Source organism: Archaeoglobus neptunius (assembly GCF_016757965.1).
Classification (GTDB): Archaea; Halobacteriota; Archaeoglobi; order Archaeoglobales; family Archaeoglobaceae; genus Archaeoglobus; species Archaeoglobus neptunius.
In genome coordinates, this window is sequence record NZ_JAEKIW010000011.1 from 1 (window position 1) to 16740 (window position 16740).

Consider the following 16740-nt stretch of genomic DNA (forward strand, 5'->3'; position numbering starts at 1 on the left):
TTAAGGATGAGCATGCGATGGTGGGAACATCGAAGGCTCTGGAGGAGATAAGGAGGCAGAGGGGGTGGAGTGTGAGGGAGCTGAATGAGGAGCTGGACAGGAGGAAGAGGGTGCTGGAGTTTATGCTGTCCAATGGAATAAGAATGTTCAGGGACGTTTCCAATGTAATCCACGCATATCAGGTCAATCCCGAAAGAGCCATGAAATACCTCGGTGTGGATGAAATCTGAAGAACCTCGGCTTGGTTATTCTCTTTTATACCATAGACAACCGATTATATACTACAAAAATGGTAAAAGAGTGACTTATTTAGATTTTTGACTGATATATTCTCTGAGTGGAGATCAAAGGTTTAGAAGTTTTTTGCCACCACCATCATCAAACCCAATTTTATCCTTTCCTCGATTCCCCTGCAGATAGATTCTTTTAATGCCGTAAACATAATTTCGGTCAGTAAAAAGTGTATTCCATGAAAAAATTTATATAAGATTTTGACACCTTAATTATTGAAAGAATTGAACTTGGATGGAGGTGTGTATGGTGGAGCTTCCACTTGCTCCTGTAGAAAGGTTGCTGAGAAAGGCTGGAGCAACAAGAGTCAGCGAGGACGCCAAGGTTGAGCTGGCGAAGGCAATTGAAGAATACGCTTTGCAGATCGGAAAGAAAGCTTCTGAGCTGGCAAAACATGCTGGAAGAAAAACAGTTAAAGTGGAGGATATCAAGGTGGCACTGAGAGAGCTTTAAACTTTTCCCTTTTTTGATTTACATTTTTTATAATAGATCAATGGATGCGTGACTCTGCAGTTCGATATGCAGTTCTGATACGTCCGCATCGTGTCGCATGAAGGTGATATATACTCGGAACCCTTTCCCCTCTCACCTGCAATGTGCTCTACCTGGTACCTTGTTTTCTCCTCATCGAAATCGGGGGCAGACTTGAAAAGGGCGATTACTCCATCAACATCCATCCCGATGTTCAGCAGAAAGGAGGTGATGGCAAATCTGGCGGTGTGGGGAATGTTCATACCTCTTTTAAGCTCAGACAGTATTTCCTTCATGCAGGGTGGCAGACATTTCAGATCCACGTCACCAAGATCAAAATCAAACTTTTTTGCCTCTTTTGAAGCTTTTTTAGTCAGGTCCTCCACTGCAGAACGGACTTGCGGAACTACCGGAACCTTCTCGAAAAGCTTTGCCCTTAAAAGCTCTTCAATGATCCTCACAACTTCAAACTTTGAGGTTTCAACAAACCCGTGTCTCAGTCTCCTGTTCAGCAGCCTCCATCTGTCGTCCCTTATCCTGGATGATGCCCTAACGTAATCGGAAATGTGTACATTCCAGCCGTCAAGTTTGACCCCCATATCGATGGCAACGAGCCTCAAAACCAGCTCGTTTTTCTCCGCATCTTTCTTCAGCCATTCGGAGTAATAACTCGCCTCATTCACGGCATATCTCATTCTGACCCAATCATCCATTGCAGACACGATCATTCTCGATGCAATGTATGTCAGAAGAGACATTTTTGCCCTTGCCTGAAACCTCCTTACCGTTTCTTCTGGATAATCCAGTGTGCAGCTTTCGAAGCACCTCATGCAGAGGTCGCATTTCTCCATCCTGCCAATCTCAGTGCAATCATAGCAGTTTTCATCGCAACCCGCACAGAAGAACTCTGCCTCCTCCACAAACCTGTCTCTGTAAACTTTCCCATCAATAGAGTGGCCAACTATTTTTTTTGCCGCTTCAAGAGCATCGGGATGGTTTACGAGTTCTCCTTCAACATCGAAGGTGAAAACGTGTGATGAAATTTTCAAAAAGGGATATCTTGAAAGAATAGGTAAAAGAGGAAGATATTTCATCTGCTTGCTATTCTGCCTCTATTCTTGGTGCCAGAATATACTCTACCTTTACTCTTCCGCTAACGAGCTCGAATACCAGCCTAACCGGATAGTTAGTGCCAAGATGCACTGTCAGGAGATCGCCACTTCCGGCAACCTTGCAGAACTCCTTGAGATAGTCCACACTGAACATGCTCCTGGCCTCCCCACCATTGAACTCAATCAACTCGGTTTCCGTCATCTGGAAAACTATGCTGTCCACATCGCCTTTTGCTTCTATCCTGAATCCATCACGATCAGATCTGAAGACTACGTGATCACTGATTTTTTCTGCGGCAGCAATTGCCTTCTTGAATTCGCCTGCATCAAGCACAATTTTTGCCGGAAGCTCGAGCTCAGGAATCTTAGGTTCCTTCCTTATTGCAGAGGGATCGATCAATGCAACCTTGTACTCCACACTGCCGAATTTTATTTTCAGAGTGCTTTCATCTTCGACGTTAAGCTCAACAAGGTCCTTTGCGGATATAGATTTGCCTATATCGAAAACTCTGTCCATATCCACCCCGATAGTCTTTTCGTTTTCAATTTTGTAAACCTCAAAGCTGTCCTTCGGAACGTCCACAATGACCATGGCAACGTTCGCTGGGTCCACTGCACGAGAGTGAAAGCCCTTTTCGAGAAAATGGATTCTTGCTTCGCTGACAAGAGCCACAACAGCCCTCGTTATTGTCTTCAACATATCTCCGGTCATTATAACGTCTATCATCTCATCTTTTTTTAGGTGCGTTAATATTTAATTTTTTCTGCTCTCGTCTATTGTACCCCTCACACCCACCACGCATTTTGCAACTCCGGAGACACGAAGTATACTCAAATCGGATTAGATTTTTATAAACAGTGTGACAACCTAAAATATGCGGACATCATTCAGAATTTTCAGGATATCGGGGATAGACATCAATATACACATAAGTCTGGTCATTTTGCTCGCCTTGCTGGTCTACGCCTTTTATATCAGTCCCCCACCCTACGGTTTTGCCGATTTTGGCGAAATGAAGAGAATTCTTCTGTCTTTTTTCGCTGCAATAGCCCTTTTTGTGGCAATACTGATTCATGAGTTTGCCCACTCCATTTTCGCCCGGAAATTCGGAGTTAAAGTCAGGGCAATAATGCTGTTCATTTTCGGTGGAGTATCAATGATGGAAAGTATGCCCAAGAAACCACGAGAAGAGTTTATTGTGTCCATTGCAGGACCCGCCGCAAGCCTTTTAATCGCACTCATTTCATTTATCCTGTCCTTTATTCCGCTCAGGGAACTTTCAGCCTTCTTTACGCTGTTTACGTACTTCAATGTGATTCTCGCTGCATTCAACCTCATCCCAGCATTTCCCATGGACGGCGGAAGAGTTTTGAGGAGCTTTCTTGCAGACAGAAAGAGTTATGCCGAAGCTACAAGAATTGCCGCTGAAATAGGAAGAGCTCTTGCAGTTTTCATGGCCATATTTGGAATATTCTACAATCCGTGGCTAATCCTTATAGCTCTCTTTATCTACATCGGTGCAAGCGAGGAGGAAAGGATCGTTCTTCTCGAAAACGTACTGGGAAAGGTCAAGGTGAAAGACATAATGACCGAAAACGTTGTTTCTTTAACACCGGAGATGCGGGTTTCGGAAGTGATGACGCTGCTGCTCAAAAGCAAGCATTTGGGATACCCGGTAATAGATGATGATAAACTCGTGGGAATCGTCACCCTGCACGACATTATTAACGCCGATCCCAATACCAGGGTTGGAGAAGTTATGACAAAGGAAGTCATAACCGTCGAACCCAACAGGTCTGCCTTTGAAGCATTCAAAATAATGAGCGAGAGAAAAATAGGAAGACTGCCGGTTACTGAGAACGGAAAGATTGTGGGGATTGTTTCGAGAAGTGATCTGATGAGGGTGAAAGAAATTCTTGAGGCCCTGGAGGTGATGGGTTGGAAAAGAAGCTGATAATTGTGGGGACGGCCCACGTTTCAAAGAAGAGCGTTGAAGAAGTGGAGAGCATTATCGAAAATGAAAGGCCTGATGCGGTGGCCGTCGAACTCTGTCCGAGAAGGTACAGGGCTCTCGTTCACGGTGTGAAAGAGGAGATCCCCATTGCTGACGTGATAAGAAAAGGAAACGTTTTTTTGCTCCTTTTTCAGCTCGTTCTTTCCTACTTTCAGCGAAAGGTGGGAGAGGAATATGGTGTAAAACCCGGAGCAGAAATGCTTGCCGCAATTGAGAAGGCAGGGAGTATAGGTGCAGACGTCCTGCTTATTGATAGGGATATAGGCATAACCTTCAATCGATTCTGGCAGAATCTCACCCTTATTGAGAAAATAAAGCTTCTCTGGCATCTTCTGAAAAGCATGTTTGTTGGTGAAGATATCGATGTCGATGAAATGCTCGAGGAAGACGTGCTTGATGTTATGGTCAGGGAGTTTCGGAACATATCTCCCAGTGCGGCGAAGGTGCTCATAGACGAGAGAGACATGTACATGGCTGCAAACCTCCTCAACGCATTTTCAAAATACGACAAGGTCGTGGCAGTTGTTGGTGCGGGTCACAAAAAGGGAATAGAGAGGGCCTTGCAGACGCTTAAGGAAAAACCTGTCAATATCAGAGAGCTTGAGGAGGTCAAAAAAGGGAGAAATTTGTTAAAATATATTTCCGTATCCATTGCCGGACTGATAATGGGCACTTTCGTCCTTATAGCTCTGTCCCTCAACACAGAAGTGCTCGTTAAGGCCTTCATTTTCTGGTTCCTCATAAATGGAATCCTTGCTGCTGCTGGAGCTGCTCTGGCCAGAGCGCATCCTTTGTCAATAGCTGCAGCATTCCTCTCAGCCTGGCTCACATCGCTGAATCCACTGATTGCTGCTGGATGGGTTTCCGGAGCTGTGGAGGCATGGATAAGGAAACCAACAACGGAGGATTTTTCAAAACTTGTAGAGGCAGAATCATTCAGAGACATGATGAATAACAGATTTTTCAGAGTACTGATGGTCACGGCCCTGACAAACGTTGGTAGCATGATTGGTACGATCTATGGAGGGTGGTACATCCTTTCAACTTTTGGAATTGATGTTGCGAAGGTGATTGGAGAAAGGCTGTGGATATGAGGATTTCAATTCAGCCACTTGGCGATGTGGACAAAAGACTGATTTTCTCACTTGAAAAGGAGTTGAAGAGGAGATTCAGAGCAGAGGTTCATGTTCTCAATCCCACAGCACCGGCAAGAGAGTGTCTGAATTCTTTGAGGGGTCAGTTCAACTCCACCTGCCTTCTAAAAAGGCTTACCCCGTCAAGAATAACCCTTGGAGTTGTGGACTTAGACATTTACGCCGAAGGACTCAACTTTGTTTTCGGTGAGGCGGAGCTGTTCGGCAAAAGAGCTGTTGTATCGGTCTACAGACTGAAGAGCAATGATTCCAGGCTGACTGCAGAGAGGCTTGTTAAGGAGGCGGTGCATGAGATTGGACATGTGCTCGGTCTTCGCCACTGCAAAAACAGAAACTGTGTTATGAGCTTCTCCAACAATATATTTGACGTTGACAGAAAGGGCTCGGAGTTCTGCCGAAACTGTGCTATGCAGATAAAAAACTACCTGAAATCAGAAAAATGAGTCGAGACTCGTCTGCGATACCCCCTTCACATTAGCTTCGTTATAACCAAATCTTTCAAGAATCCGGAGCACCGAAGGTATGATCTGGTTGTCTATGTAATAGTCCTTATCGAGTCTCTTTACAATAATACCGCCTTTCGTCTTTATTTTCAGCTCCTCACCATCAAACTCCTCTATCAGGTCTACTGGATACGCTCTGTCCCCTACATTCCCGGAGCCTTTAACAATAACGTATCCTACCTTCGACGAAACGGGATATACTATCCCCATCTCCTTCGCCTTAAGTGCAGCCTTGACGTGGGCCTGCATGGACTCATATTTCGAAGGCTTCTTTGTCAGCCCTTTGTATATCACAACATCCTCGAGTTTTACGTTTCCGGACCTTATATCTGAGATTACATTCCTCACGTACGAAACGGCCTTGTCAGGATCTTTTTCTTTCAGTATAACCTCAATAACACGTCTCTGAACCTTCTTTGCCAGTTCGCACCAGTCTCCTCTTCTCACCTCAAGTCCCTTTACCACAATTCTGCCATCAGCGGTAAGTCCGGCATACCTCTTCTTTTCAACAAAGAAAACGGCTGAATAGTATTCGTCAACTTCAATCTGTATCGGAAGTTCATCGGAGAGTTTTTCAATCAGTTTTTCAACATCTGCCTTCATCGCTTCAGGATCAGCATTTTTTGTGACAAAAATACTGTCAGTATCACCATAAAGCACCCTGAATCCCATGCTTTCCGCTATTTTTGCCGACTTCTTTATGAAAAACCTTCCCCATGCAGTTGTTGCCTCTGCACACGGATGGCAGTACCACCTGGCCATGTTCCATCCCATGTAACCGTAAAATGAGTTCGTCAGAACCTTCAGCGTCTGCTGCTTGATGTCCAGCAGTCTGTAATCCGGGCTGTTGAAACTGAGCTTTTTCATCTCAGCCTTAATCTCTCTCCTTTTTTCTATGAGTGTCTTCAGTATTTTTTTGAAAAATCCATCAGGCGACTTTCTGAACCTGTGGCCTACCTCTGGTGCCGTATAGCAGTCTCCTCCGCACCCATATGTGTCTGGGCTTATATTGAACGCAATCATTATTGATGGATACATGCTTGCAAAATCCAGGCTGACCACATTTTCATGCAAACCCCTCTCAGGTTCCAGAACAAAGGCTCCTTCGTAGCTCTCAGCATGCTCTGGTGGGTTGGGTGCAATTTCACCGATCTTTTTTGCCTCACTCAGGAGAAGCCAGTCCACCTGTTTTCCCCTGCCCATTCTGGTTATATCGTCAACTGGCAATCTTATCATCTTTGAAAGCTCGTAGTGCATCGGCAGCAGCTCCTTTGCTATGAGGTACGTGTTTATGACGTCCTGCCTTGCATAGGTGATCACCTTATCCCTCTCACCCCTTGTCCAGTAGCGGTAGATATCCTTTGCTTCAATTTCGGCTATCTCAATTTTTGTTCCAAGGAAATCGGCAACATTCTCCAGTTTTTTGATTTTTATATCTGATATCCTAACAGCGATGTCATAGAGATCGACGTTCAATCTTCCCGTGATTTTCGGTCTTCCTCCTCTGAAAACAATTTTTGATCCATCCCTTCCCACGTTCAGATCAATCTTTAGCAAATCGGCCCTTTTCCGCAGATAAGGCCAGTCGAAGCCATCCTGATTGTAGCCCACTATGATGTCCGGATCCTCATCGCGAATCAGTTTTATGAAATTTCTCAGAATAGCTCTCTCATCCCCGGTCAAAATCGTTTCTCCATCCTCAGCCGTTTTCACCGATATGACAATGACCGGATCTTTTTCGGGCTCAGGCATTCCGAATGAGGAAAGCATCTCACAGTCAAAAACCAGAATTTTTAGGTCCGGAAATTCAACTTTCCTCCTCCTTCTCACATCCTCGACTTCATAGCTCCTTATTTTACTGTCGCTCAGCTCCTTCCCCTCCACGACAATACCATCCATGCAGGCCAGATCCATGTCTATCAGATACCTATAGGCAAACGGAATGTCTGCCTCTCTAACATCTCCAAACTGAGAGAAATACTCTCTGAGCTTTGGGACATGCTGGGGATGAGCTGCATAGATTACATAGCCGTCATACTCCTTACCAAGGCACTTTACTCGGGTTTTTTCATATGATTCGGGCCTGATAACTTCTTTCTTCGTCGTCACAACAGCATTTTCAACAACACTCTCATCAATACCGATAACATAAAAATACGGCCTGAAATTCTGATCATAAGCCACAAAAACGCCCTCATCATCCTTACACCAGAGTCTCACCACTGCCCTATCGTTTCTGGTAACATAATCTGCATCGATCAGCCAGCCTTCTCTGGATTCCATCGTTACTTCTTAGATTTCAAAGGATTTAAAGTTTGACTTATGGATGCACCTCCCTGAGTGACCAAAACTTTTAAAACTGCACGGGGATGTAGTAAAGAGCCGATGAATGATGATTTAAAGAAGGAGGTGATGACATGTACGTGAGGTTTGAAGTTCCTGAAGACATGCAGACGGAAGCTCTGAATCTTCTCGAAAAAGTCAGGGAAACTGGAAAAGTTAAAAAAGGGACTAATGAAACCACCAAAGCTGTGGAGAGAGGACTGGCCAAACTTGTGTATATTGCCACGGATGTAGACCCACCTGAAATCGTGGCCCATCTGCCGCTTCTCTGTGAGGAGAAAAACGTGCCATATGTCTACGTCAAGAGCAAAGACGAGCTGGGAAGAGCCGTAGGAATAGAAGTGCCCTGTGCATCAGCAGCCATATTGAACGAAGGGGAAATGAAAAAGGAGCTTTCAGGACTTGTTGAGAAAATAAAAGGTCTCCAGAAGTGAGGCGTAAATATAAGGTGATATTATGGCCGATGAAGAAGATATTCAGCCTGCCGAGGTTATAGAACTCGTGGGAAGGACAGGAATGCATGGAGAGGTGACTCAGGTAAAGGTAAGGGTTCTGGCAGGCGAGAACAAAGGCAGGGTGATAACGAGGAACATCTTCGGGCCTGTGAAGGTTGGAGACATCATAATGATTAAGGAAACGGCAAGAGAGGCCAGAAAACTTGCAGTGAGGTGAATGGATGGAGAAAAAGGTATGTTCATTTTGCGGTTATGATATTGAGCCGGGTACGGGTAAACTCTACGTCAGGAGAGATGGCAGGGTTTACTACTTCTGCTCCGGCAAATGTGAGAAGAACATGCTCAAACTGAAGAGAAAGGCACGAAAACTGAAGTGGACCAAGCACTACAGCAGGTGATCTCATGGAGAGAACTTTCGTGATGGTGAAACCTGATGGAGTACAGAGGGGTCTCGTTGGTGAGGTTGTCAGCAGACTTGAGAGAAAGGGGCTGAAGCTGGTCGGAATGAAGATGCTCTGGATAAAGAAGGAGCTTGCAGAGAACCATTATGCAGAGCACAAAGAGAAGCCGTTCTTCTCCGCACTTGTGGACTATATAACCAGCGGTCCCGTGGTGGCAATGGTTGTGGAGGGTCGAAACGCCATAAAGGTCGTGAGAAATCTTGTGGGCGCAACAAACCCTGCTGAGGCAGCAGTTGGAACGATAAGAGGAGATTTCGGCCTGGATGTCGGGAGAAATATCGTACACGCCTCAGACTCACCGGAATCTGCAGAAAGAGAGATTTCTCTGTTTTTCCGGGATGATGAGATTCTGGATTACGAGAGAGCTGATGAACCCTGGATTTACGAAGAGAAATGACAGAGAAGAAAGGAGTGGACAGACCCCTCAGGACACCCATAGTTGCTGTTTTGGGACATGTTGATCACGGTAAAACAACACTACTGGACAGAATCAGAAGATCGAGAGTTGTTGCGAAGGAGGCTGGTGGAATAACCCAGCACATCGGGGCAACGGAAGTCCCAATTGACGTCATCAAAAAAATATGCCGGGATATCTGGAAAGTTGATGTTAAAATTCCCGGCCTTCTTTTCATAGATACTCCCGGTCACAAGGCCTTCACGAACCTGAGGAGGAGGGGTGGGGCTCTAGCAGACCTCGCAGTCCTGATAGTCGACATAAACGAGGGGTTTAAGCCCCAGACTGAAGAGGCCCTGTCAATACTGAGAACGTTTAAAACCCCCTTTGTTGTTGCCGCAAACAAGATAGATAGGATTCCAGGATGGCAGAGCAACGAAGACATGCCATTCATGAAAAGCTACGCCATGCAGGAGGATTTTGCAAAACAGAATCTGGAAAACAGGATTTACAACCTTGTGGCCGAGCTCTACAAGTTCGGTTTCTCGGCAGACAGATTTGACAGAATATCTGACTTTACGAGGACGGTGGCCGTTGTACCAATTTCAGCCCTGAAAGGCGAGGGCATTCCCGAACTCCTTTTAATCCTTGTAGGTCTTGCCCAGAGATATCTGGAAAAGAATCTCCGCCTGCACATTGAAGGTAAGGCGAGAGGGACTGTTCTGGAGGTAAAGGAGGAAAGGGGGCTCGGCACCACCTGTGATGCGATACTCTACGACGGAACGTTGAAAGTCGGGGACAGAATAGCTATCGCCGGTAAAGACGAAGTTATCGTAACAAACATCAAGGCCATCCTCAAACCGCCACCCGTAAGAGAGATGAGAGTTGAGAGCAGGTTCCAGAACGTGAAAAGTGTCACGGCTGCAGCAGGTATAAAAATAGTCGCTCCAAACCTGGAAAATGTCCTCGCAGGAAGTGAGTTCGAGGTTGTTGAGAGCGAGGACGACATCAAAGCATTCGAGGAAAGGATAAAGAGAGAGTATGAAGAGATAGCGATAAGAACTGACGATGAGGGAATTGTGCTTAAAACAGACACACTCGGTTCTCTTGAGGCTCTTATAAACGAGCTGAGACTGGAGAACGTCCCAATCAAGAAGGCCGAAGTTGGAGATGTGGACAAAAGAGATGTCGTGGATGCATCCGCCAACAGAGACGAGCTGAACAAAGTTATTCTTGCTTTCAACGTAAAACTTCTGCCCGGGGTGGAGGAGGAGGCAAAGAAGTACACCGTGAGAATATTTTCAGACCAGATCATTTACTCACTTATTGAAAGATTCGTAAAGTGGAGAGAGGAGGAGAGGCTTGCAAGAGAAAGACAGAAGGTTGAGGCATTAATCAAGCCGGGGAAGATCAAGCTCATGAAAGAGTTTATTTTCAGGAGAAGCAAGCCTGCGATTGTTGGAGTTAAGGTACTGGCCGGAGAGCTGAAGAGGGGAGCCAATCTCATAAAACCCGACGGAACGAAGGTGGGTGCAGTGAGAACGATGCAGAAAGAGGGGAAGAACATAGCAATTGCCAGCGCAGGAGATGAAATAGCAATTGCGATTGAAGACGTGACCATCGGCAGGCAGCTTGAAGGGGACGAGGTTCTTTATGTTGACGTTCCGGAGAGGCATGCAAAGGTTATTGAGAGAGACCTTCTCGACTCTCTTGATGAAGAGACAAGAAAGACTTTTCTTGAATTTCTGGAAATTAAGAGAAAAAACAATCCGTTCTGGGGAAAGTAGCCCATGAAAGCAATTATTTTCACAAGCAGATACTGTCCTTACTGCAGATACTTTGAGAGAAACGTTGAGAAGCTCAGAGAAGAGATCGGAATTGCATTTGAGGTCGTGGATGTTGACAGAAATCCCGAACTTGCTGAAAGATACGACGTGACAATTCTGCCAACGCTCGTAATCGTGGAAAACGGAGAGGTTGTGGGCGGATTGATGGGCTATGCTGACTACCAAACTGCTCTTGAAGCGATAAAGGAGCAGATTTCAGCATTTTTTCAATCTAATCACGAAAACTGAACCCTTCGGTTTATTGTCCTCCACCCAGATTTTGCCCCCGTACCTTTCGATGATTTTTCTGACTATGAACAGCCCAAGCCCCGTCTGAGCGGTTTCACCGTATTTAAACCCTTCTTCAAATACCCTGTCTTTTATTTCGTCCGGTATTCCTCTTCCATAGTCGGCCACTCTTATCTCGCAGTAGTCGTCATACTCATTTACCGTTATATCGATTCTATCAGTTCCGCTGTGAATTTTTGCATTCTGTACAATATTCTCCACGACCGATCTCAATCCCTCGTCAGCCAGTGCCATACATCTTCCGTTTACCTTCACAGGAACATCAAAATCCCTGACCACATCCTCAATAATTTCATCCACACTTATGCACTTCAGCTCCCCCTTTTTTACCGCACTCTCAAAAGCTCTCATATTTCTTACTATATCAACAGCCCTTTCCACACTCTCGAGAGATTTTTCGGCGTATTCGAGCTGTCCTGTCTCTATCGCAGTTTCAAGATACCCAAGTGAAGACGTTAAAGCGTTTAGCACATCATGACGAAGAGTTCTGTTGATCAGCTCAAGCATCTCTGTGAGCTCTTCAAGCTTCTTTCTCTCTGCCTCAAGCTCTGTTATATCCACGTCAAAACTTAGCACGGCCTTTTTGCCTTTATACTCGATGGGGACAACCGTTCCATACAACCACCTGACATCTCCACCCTTGCTTAAGGCTCTGAAACGATACGGCCTGTCCGTCTCTCCCCTCAGCATTTTGATCGCATGTTCTCTCACTCCCTCTCTGTCATCACGGTGGACGATTTCAGATATGCTCTTCCCCACAATTTCCTCAATATCGTACCCCAGAACGCTTTCAAACGCACGATTGACCAGTGTGAATTTTTCATCCACGGTAATAAACTGGATTATGGGGGATGAGTTAAAAATCGTCCTGAACAATCTCTCACTCTCTCTGACCTGTTCCTCCAGTTTTTTTCTCTCGGTGATATCGAGAACTATTGCGATAATGGACTTCCTGCCCTTCCACAGCATTGCACTACCACTGACGAGGACACACCTCTCTTTACCATCCTTTCTGACTATCCTCAACTCATAAACAGGTCTTTCACCCCTCAGCCTCCTTTGCTGCATCTGTTCTGCCATCTCATGATAATCCGGATGTATCAGATCCCACACGGACTTACCGATAAGCTCCTCTCTACTGTAACCTGTGAGTCTTTCAGCCTCATCATTGGCGAATACTATCTTTCCGCCCTGGTGAACGATAATTCCAACCGGAGATACTTCGGCAAGTGTTCTGAATCGCCTTTCCCTTTCCTCAAGCTCTTTTTCCAGCTTAATCCTCTCAGTAATATCCCTCCCAACAACCACCTTTCCGGTTAACAGCCTGTAGCTCAGTAAGCTGTATACTCTCCCGTCAGCCTCACATACATCATCACTGCAGAGTTCTTCAAAGTTCTCTCCCAAAACCTCTCCAAAAATTTTCTTGGCAGTCTCATTCATCTCAACAACCCGCCCGTTATCGTCCAGAAATACGATAATGTCCGGTGACAGCTTCAGCAGATCCTCCCTCTCCATTGTGAGTACGATGTATCCAATTGTGTAATCCAGCTTCTCAAAAACTGGCTGAAAGATTTTCTGATATCTCCTGAGAATTTCATCATCTCTGCCAAGCCAGATTTTAACAGCTTTTCCTGAAAACACCAGCCTTTCAGTCGATTCGCCGTTTTCTGGAATTCTAATCTTCAGTTTCAGTGCAGGAACCTCTGCCCTAAATTGTTCAAAACCCATTCTTTTCAGGATTTCCCTACCCAGCTCAATCAGCAAGTTTTTCGGGTCTCTGGGGAATATCAGTGTCGAAATTTCGTAAAGAGCAGAAACCAGCTCATTCCTCTTTTCGTTCACCAACAATACCACCTTCTGTTATATAGGCTCATTTCATTTTCTATTTATCTATACACAATATATTACATTTTTGCTTAGTATATATAAACCAGATGCGATTGAATTAAATGCCGGGAGATCGTCATTCTATTTCCAGATACCGGGGTTGTGATCGTCTTTTTCCTCTGGAACATGTTGATGATTGTAATAATTACCTTTAGTATAATAATTATTATTACAATCATGAATATATTTTTAGAAAAATTTAAATATCAAATAGTGTAGGAATTTATGAGGTGATGGAAATGGAAAGGAAGGATGAGAGGAAAGAAGCGGAGAAAGTGTTTAAGAGTGTTAAGCTGTTTGGCAGCTAACGAAATAATTTTGCCCTATGTTTATCTTTTTGAAATATGGTAGTAAGCCAATAAATGTGGCGTACCCTCTTCCGCTTGTATCGTTTCTCGCCTTTTCGCTGAATCGAATGGACTGGTTCTCCTTTCTGGTATCGTACCTGTTCTCCTTTTCGTTCTTCACAGCAGCCAACCTGTGGAACCACATCAACGACGCTGAGGATGACGTGAAAGGTGGAGACGTGGACGCGAAATTTTTGATCGAGAACAGAAAAGAAGGAACAATTACGGCATTCCTTTTTTATCTGATCTCGTTTCTGCTGGTGCTGCTCTACTCCAGAGAACCCATCTCAATTCCATTTACACTAATCCTTATTTTTCTCACGTGGGTGTACTCCGACAGAGTATTTTTTGGAAGGCACATAAGGAGGCTGAAAGAGGACTACAGAACAGAGGTTCTCACATACCTCGTTGTATCCCCTCTATTTCCTGCTGTTATATGGGGCTTTTTCTCCCCTTTTTCAGAGGTGACCATAGCTTTCGTGGCGGTAACCTCGATGATCTACCTGTCAGCCGCCATACTGAAAGATATCAAAGACATCTCAGCAGATTCCATGGCAGGGTACAGGACGCTGGCCGTCGTTTTTCAACCCTCAACGTTGTTTAAGGTTTCGGCTGTTCTAAATATCATCGCAATTTCTTCTGTTGTTATATTCTCCATCGAAAGGATATTGCCAAAATCAACATGCCTTACTGGAGCTATGCTGGTACCCGTTTTATTTTCGGTGTTAAGAATCAGATCGTCAGGATGGAGATTTACACAAGACACACTTCCATTTCTAAAGATTTACACTCTCACATATCCGACATCTCTCGCACTACTGAGCTTTATCTCTATTCTTGTGATGAGCTGATTTCAAAAGTTTAAACTTAAAGTGGACAGAGTTGCATTAGTGAATATCCCATCCTCAACTTCGCTCATGCAGTTTTTCTTTAGTAGGCCAGTATATGAAGGATGTGAACTAATCACTCCAAAACTTTGAGTTTTGTCTACCACTTTAACAATTTGATCCTCAAACATCAGCATAATATTCTGATCAAGAACAACAAAACTGGTGCTCTCCAGCTCATTAATAACCCTACTTATTCCACCCTTCAATACCTCACCAACAAACACTGCCTCTGAGAAAAAAACATCGAGATCAAAAAGCGATGGATAAAACTTCACATCGTAGTCCATCAAACCCAGATATGACGAACCGAAATTCTGTCTGCTTATAAACAGAATTCCGTAAGGAGTTGCTCCAAAAAACCTACCTTTTTCAATATCCCTTTCCAGATTTTCTTTCATCATGATGTTGTACTTCCTCAAAAAGTCCTTCACCTTCATCCCATTTATGCTCGAGATTGCAATTCCCTTTTTTTCCACAAAAACTTCATCAATATACTGAAATTCCTGCTTCAAAATTTCTTTCGTCTCCTCAAGACTTCCGCCCCTCTCAGGCAAAAAGTCCGTATAACGAACCTTAAAGTCCCTGTTGAAAGACAGGTTGACAATTCCTCTGCCAAGTTTTCGTCCATTAACGGCTATCTGTGGTTTTCCAATCCCTATGTTAAGAGGAAAAATGTTCAAAGCCACAGCCTTGCTGCCATCATCTCTGAAAGGTCTGAGAATGGTATTCATTGGATATATTATCTCCTCATAAATTCTGGACGCCTTATCAATATCTGTTGTTAATTTAAGCCTCAGTGCGCCGGATATAAAAGAGAACATACTCTCTACATAAAAGATGGGATAAATCAACATGTTAAACTTTCCCTTTCTTGTCGATCTGAGTTTTTCTACGACTTCGCTGGCCTTTCCCCTGAATACACCTATGCTGCATTCAATATCGGTGAACATGCAGAGACAGCCTCTCGTCCAGACGCCATCAGGCGTGATAAAACCCTCCACCGGAACGCTGACCGTGTCAAAATTAAACTTAAATTTATCGTATCTTTTTTGTAAGCTTTCGGTCAGAAAGAGTATCGCAAGAGTTGGTTCAATTCCTGCAGACCTCATTTTTTGTTCTATTTCCTCAAAGGCCTTTCTGGGATCGTTTTTGAGAGTATAAGCAAATTCTATCATACCATTCTCCTCAAAGTTTCCGTGTCAACCCTCAGTTTATAAAGCGAGGTCTCGTCAGAGGTGCCCACAACAAGAATAAGCCCTCCCGAGAGAGGACGAAACAGAATCCCCTCACCCCCGAGTCTGAATTCGACGCTATCAAGCCTGTCCTCCATGATCTGCCTTGATACCACGTCTATTTGCCTTTCCATCCACTCGACAACCGGTATATACTTCCTGTCCTTGATGTGAGTTACGAGGGGTGTGCCGTCTATTGTATAAATCGCAGCAAACATTATCGACTCGTCCGATTCGAAAGGTTCGATTATGCGTCTCAACCTTTCGACCATGCAACTCTCCGCTTTATTTTTTCCACATCCTCTCTTGTGAGTGCTCCCCTTCTGCAAAGATCTCTGATTTTTTCCATAGCAATTTCCGGTAAGTCCAGTTCTTCAACTTCAAATCCCTCCCCTCTACGTTCATCCACTACAATCCCCACCCCATTTATGATGTAAAACGGATAAACGCCTTCACCATGCCACGACATCCTGTGCTTTAGAACCCTGAGGGTTCTGCTGTAGGGCCCACCGTAGCCCGTATACTTTAAATTGATGATGCTATCCGCAAGAAAAACAACAATTTCCTCCGACCTGTACACAGGCTCCTCAACGGTTATCAGAGCTGTTCCATTTGCCTTCAAATTTTTAAGGAACCAGTTCAAATTTTTCCTCTCTTTGCTGTCCATATCCACTACAATGGGGGAGATTGAATCAACAACTATTCTATCATACCTGAGAACGTTTTTCAGCAAATTCGGGACATCTTCCTGGGAAAGCATCTCCACCTCAAGCTGTCCGTTTTCCAGATAACCGGACAGATCCCAGTACATTGAAGCCGCAAGTCTCAGAAAATCATCCGCATCGAGATCGGGGGAGGCATACAGGCATCTATTCCCGTTTTCAAGTCCTTCGAGGATGAAGTTCATGCAAAATATCGTTTTACCGCTACCCGGTCCCCCCAATACAGCGTTTACTGTATTTTCGATGAATCCCCCTCCAAGGATTTTGTCGAGTCCGTAGATGCCACTCATAATCCTTCGATTCATTATAATAATTAGCTCGAAACCAG

General features: G+C 44.6%; 18 protein-coding genes and 1 pseudogene. 12 read left to right on the forward strand and 7 right to left on the reverse strand.

Annotation, left to right across the window (positions count from 1 at the left end; all coding sequences use genetic code 11):
• Both JFQ59_RS09065 and JFQ59_RS09070 read left to right on the forward strand, forming a co-directional pair.
• Positions 1-230: pseudogene (locus JFQ59_RS09065) on the forward strand (secretion system protein E); the annotation flags it as partial.
• Between the two features lie 307 nt (positions 231-537).
• Entirely contained in the window at positions 538-744 is a 207-nt protein-coding gene (locus JFQ59_RS09070) for a histone family protein (RefSeq protein ID WP_202320114.1), read from the forward strand.
• On the opposite strand, the gene priL is transcribed toward JFQ59_RS09070, so the two are convergent.
• Both priL and JFQ59_RS09080 read right to left on the reverse strand, forming a co-directional pair.
• Complete coding sequence (priL, locus tag JFQ59_RS09075; protein ID WP_202320115.1) at positions 741-1856, reverse strand: DNA primase regulatory subunit PriL; 1116 nt, start codon at positions 1854-1856, stop codon at positions 741-743. The two genes, JFQ59_RS09070 and priL, sit on opposite strands and share 4 nt — an antisense overlap.
• A gap of 7 nt (positions 1857-1863) precedes the next feature.
• A complete protein-coding gene (locus JFQ59_RS09080) occupies positions 1864-2601 on the reverse strand; it encodes a DNA polymerase sliding clamp (protein WP_202320116.1) in 738 nt (245 codons plus the stop codon).
• Positions 2602-2749: 148 nt separating this feature from the next.
• Here JFQ59_RS09080 and JFQ59_RS09085 point away from each other — a divergent pair, with 148 nt between their 5' ends.
• From JFQ59_RS09085 to JFQ59_RS09095, 3 genes are read left to right on the forward strand one after another with little or no spacing between them, the layout of a single operon-like run.
• Positions 2750-3829, forward strand: coding sequence for a CBS domain-containing protein (locus tag JFQ59_RS09085; RefSeq protein WP_202320117.1), 1080 nt, complete (start codon positions 2750-2752; stop codon positions 3827-3829).
• Positions 3814-4983, forward strand: a complete 1170-nt coding sequence (locus JFQ59_RS09090) for a TraB/GumN family protein (protein ID WP_202320118.1) — start codon at positions 3814-3816, stop codon at positions 4981-4983. The genes JFQ59_RS09085 and JFQ59_RS09090 overlap by 16 nt, the downstream gene beginning before the upstream one ends.
• Entirely contained in the window at positions 4980-5486 is a 507-nt protein-coding gene (locus JFQ59_RS09095; RefSeq protein WP_202320119.1) for an archaemetzincin family Zn-dependent metalloprotease, read from the forward strand. The genes JFQ59_RS09090 and JFQ59_RS09095 overlap by 4 nt, the downstream gene beginning before the upstream one ends.
• Here JFQ59_RS09095 and JFQ59_RS09100 read toward each other — a convergent pair.
• Complete coding sequence (locus JFQ59_RS09100) at positions 5475-7829, reverse strand: DNA-directed DNA polymerase (RefSeq protein WP_202320120.1); 2355 nt, start codon at positions 7827-7829, stop codon at positions 5475-5477. The two genes, JFQ59_RS09095 and JFQ59_RS09100, sit on opposite strands and share 12 nt — an antisense overlap.
• Positions 7830-7963: 134 nt before the next feature.
• Here JFQ59_RS09100 and rpl7ae point away from each other — a divergent pair, with 134 nt between their 5' ends.
• The 6 genes from rpl7ae to JFQ59_RS09130 are packed head-to-tail and all read left to right on the forward strand — an operon-like array spanning position 7964 to position 11274.
• Positions 7964-8323 (forward strand): 50S ribosomal protein L7Ae, encoded by a 360-nt coding sequence (rpl7ae, locus tag JFQ59_RS09105; protein WP_202320121.1) that lies wholly within the window; start codon positions 7964-7966, stop codon positions 8321-8323.
• 22 nt (positions 8324-8345) lie between these two features.
• Positions 8346-8561, forward strand: coding sequence for a 30S ribosomal protein S28e (locus tag JFQ59_RS09110; protein WP_202320122.1), 216 nt, complete (start codon positions 8346-8348; stop codon positions 8559-8561).
• Between the two features lie 4 nt (positions 8562-8565).
• Positions 8566-8742, forward strand: a complete 177-nt coding sequence (locus tag JFQ59_RS09115; protein WP_202320123.1) for a 50S ribosomal protein L24e — start codon at positions 8566-8568, stop codon at positions 8740-8742.
• A gap of 4 nt (positions 8743-8746) precedes the next feature.
• Positions 8747-9202 carry a nucleoside-diphosphate kinase gene (gene ndk / locus JFQ59_RS09120; RefSeq protein WP_202320124.1) on the forward strand — a complete coding sequence of 152 codons (456 nt, stop codon included), beginning with the start codon at positions 8747-8749 and terminating at the stop codon, positions 9200-9202.
• Positions 9199-10986 carry a translation initiation factor IF-2 gene (infB, locus tag JFQ59_RS09125; RefSeq protein WP_202320125.1) on the forward strand — a complete coding sequence of 596 codons (1788 nt, stop codon included), beginning with the start codon at positions 9199-9201 and terminating at the stop codon, positions 10984-10986. Before ndk ends, infB begins: the two co-directional genes overlap by 4 nt.
• 3 nt (positions 10987-10989) lie before the next feature.
• Positions 10990-11274 (forward strand): thioredoxin family protein, encoded by a 285-nt coding sequence (locus JFQ59_RS09130; protein WP_202320126.1) that lies wholly within the window; start codon positions 10990-10992, stop codon positions 11272-11274.
• Here JFQ59_RS09130 and JFQ59_RS09135 read toward each other — a convergent pair.
• Positions 11242-13176 (reverse strand): PAS domain S-box protein, encoded by a 1935-nt coding sequence (locus JFQ59_RS09135; protein WP_330999871.1) that lies wholly within the window; start codon positions 13174-13176, stop codon positions 11242-11244. The two genes, JFQ59_RS09130 and JFQ59_RS09135, sit on opposite strands and share 33 nt — an antisense overlap.
• Before the next feature lie 409 nt (positions 13177-13585).
• On the opposite strand from JFQ59_RS09135, the gene JFQ59_RS09140 reads away from it, so the two are divergent.
• Positions 13586-14419 (forward strand): UbiA family prenyltransferase, encoded by an 834-nt coding sequence (locus JFQ59_RS09140; RefSeq protein WP_202320128.1) that lies wholly within the window; start codon positions 13586-13588, stop codon positions 14417-14419.
• Between the two features lie 2 nt (positions 14420-14421).
• Here the strand turns inward: JFQ59_RS09140 and JFQ59_RS09145 are convergent, their stop codons facing one another.
• The 3 genes from JFQ59_RS09145 to JFQ59_RS09155 are packed head-to-tail and all read right to left on the reverse strand — an operon-like array spanning position 14422 to position 16717.
• Entirely contained in the window at positions 14422-15633 is a 1212-nt protein-coding gene (locus JFQ59_RS09145) for a hypothetical protein (protein WP_202320129.1), read from the reverse strand.
• Positions 15630-15962, reverse strand: coding sequence for a hypothetical protein (locus tag JFQ59_RS09150; protein ID WP_202320130.1), 333 nt, complete (start codon positions 15960-15962; stop codon positions 15630-15632). Before JFQ59_RS09150 ends, JFQ59_RS09145 begins: the two co-directional genes overlap by 4 nt.
• Positions 15947-16717, reverse strand: coding sequence for an RAD55 family ATPase (locus JFQ59_RS09155; RefSeq protein WP_202320131.1), 771 nt, complete (start codon positions 16715-16717; stop codon positions 15947-15949). The genes JFQ59_RS09150 and JFQ59_RS09155 overlap by 16 nt, the downstream gene beginning before the upstream one ends.
• Positions 16718-16740 lie beyond the last annotated feature (23 nt).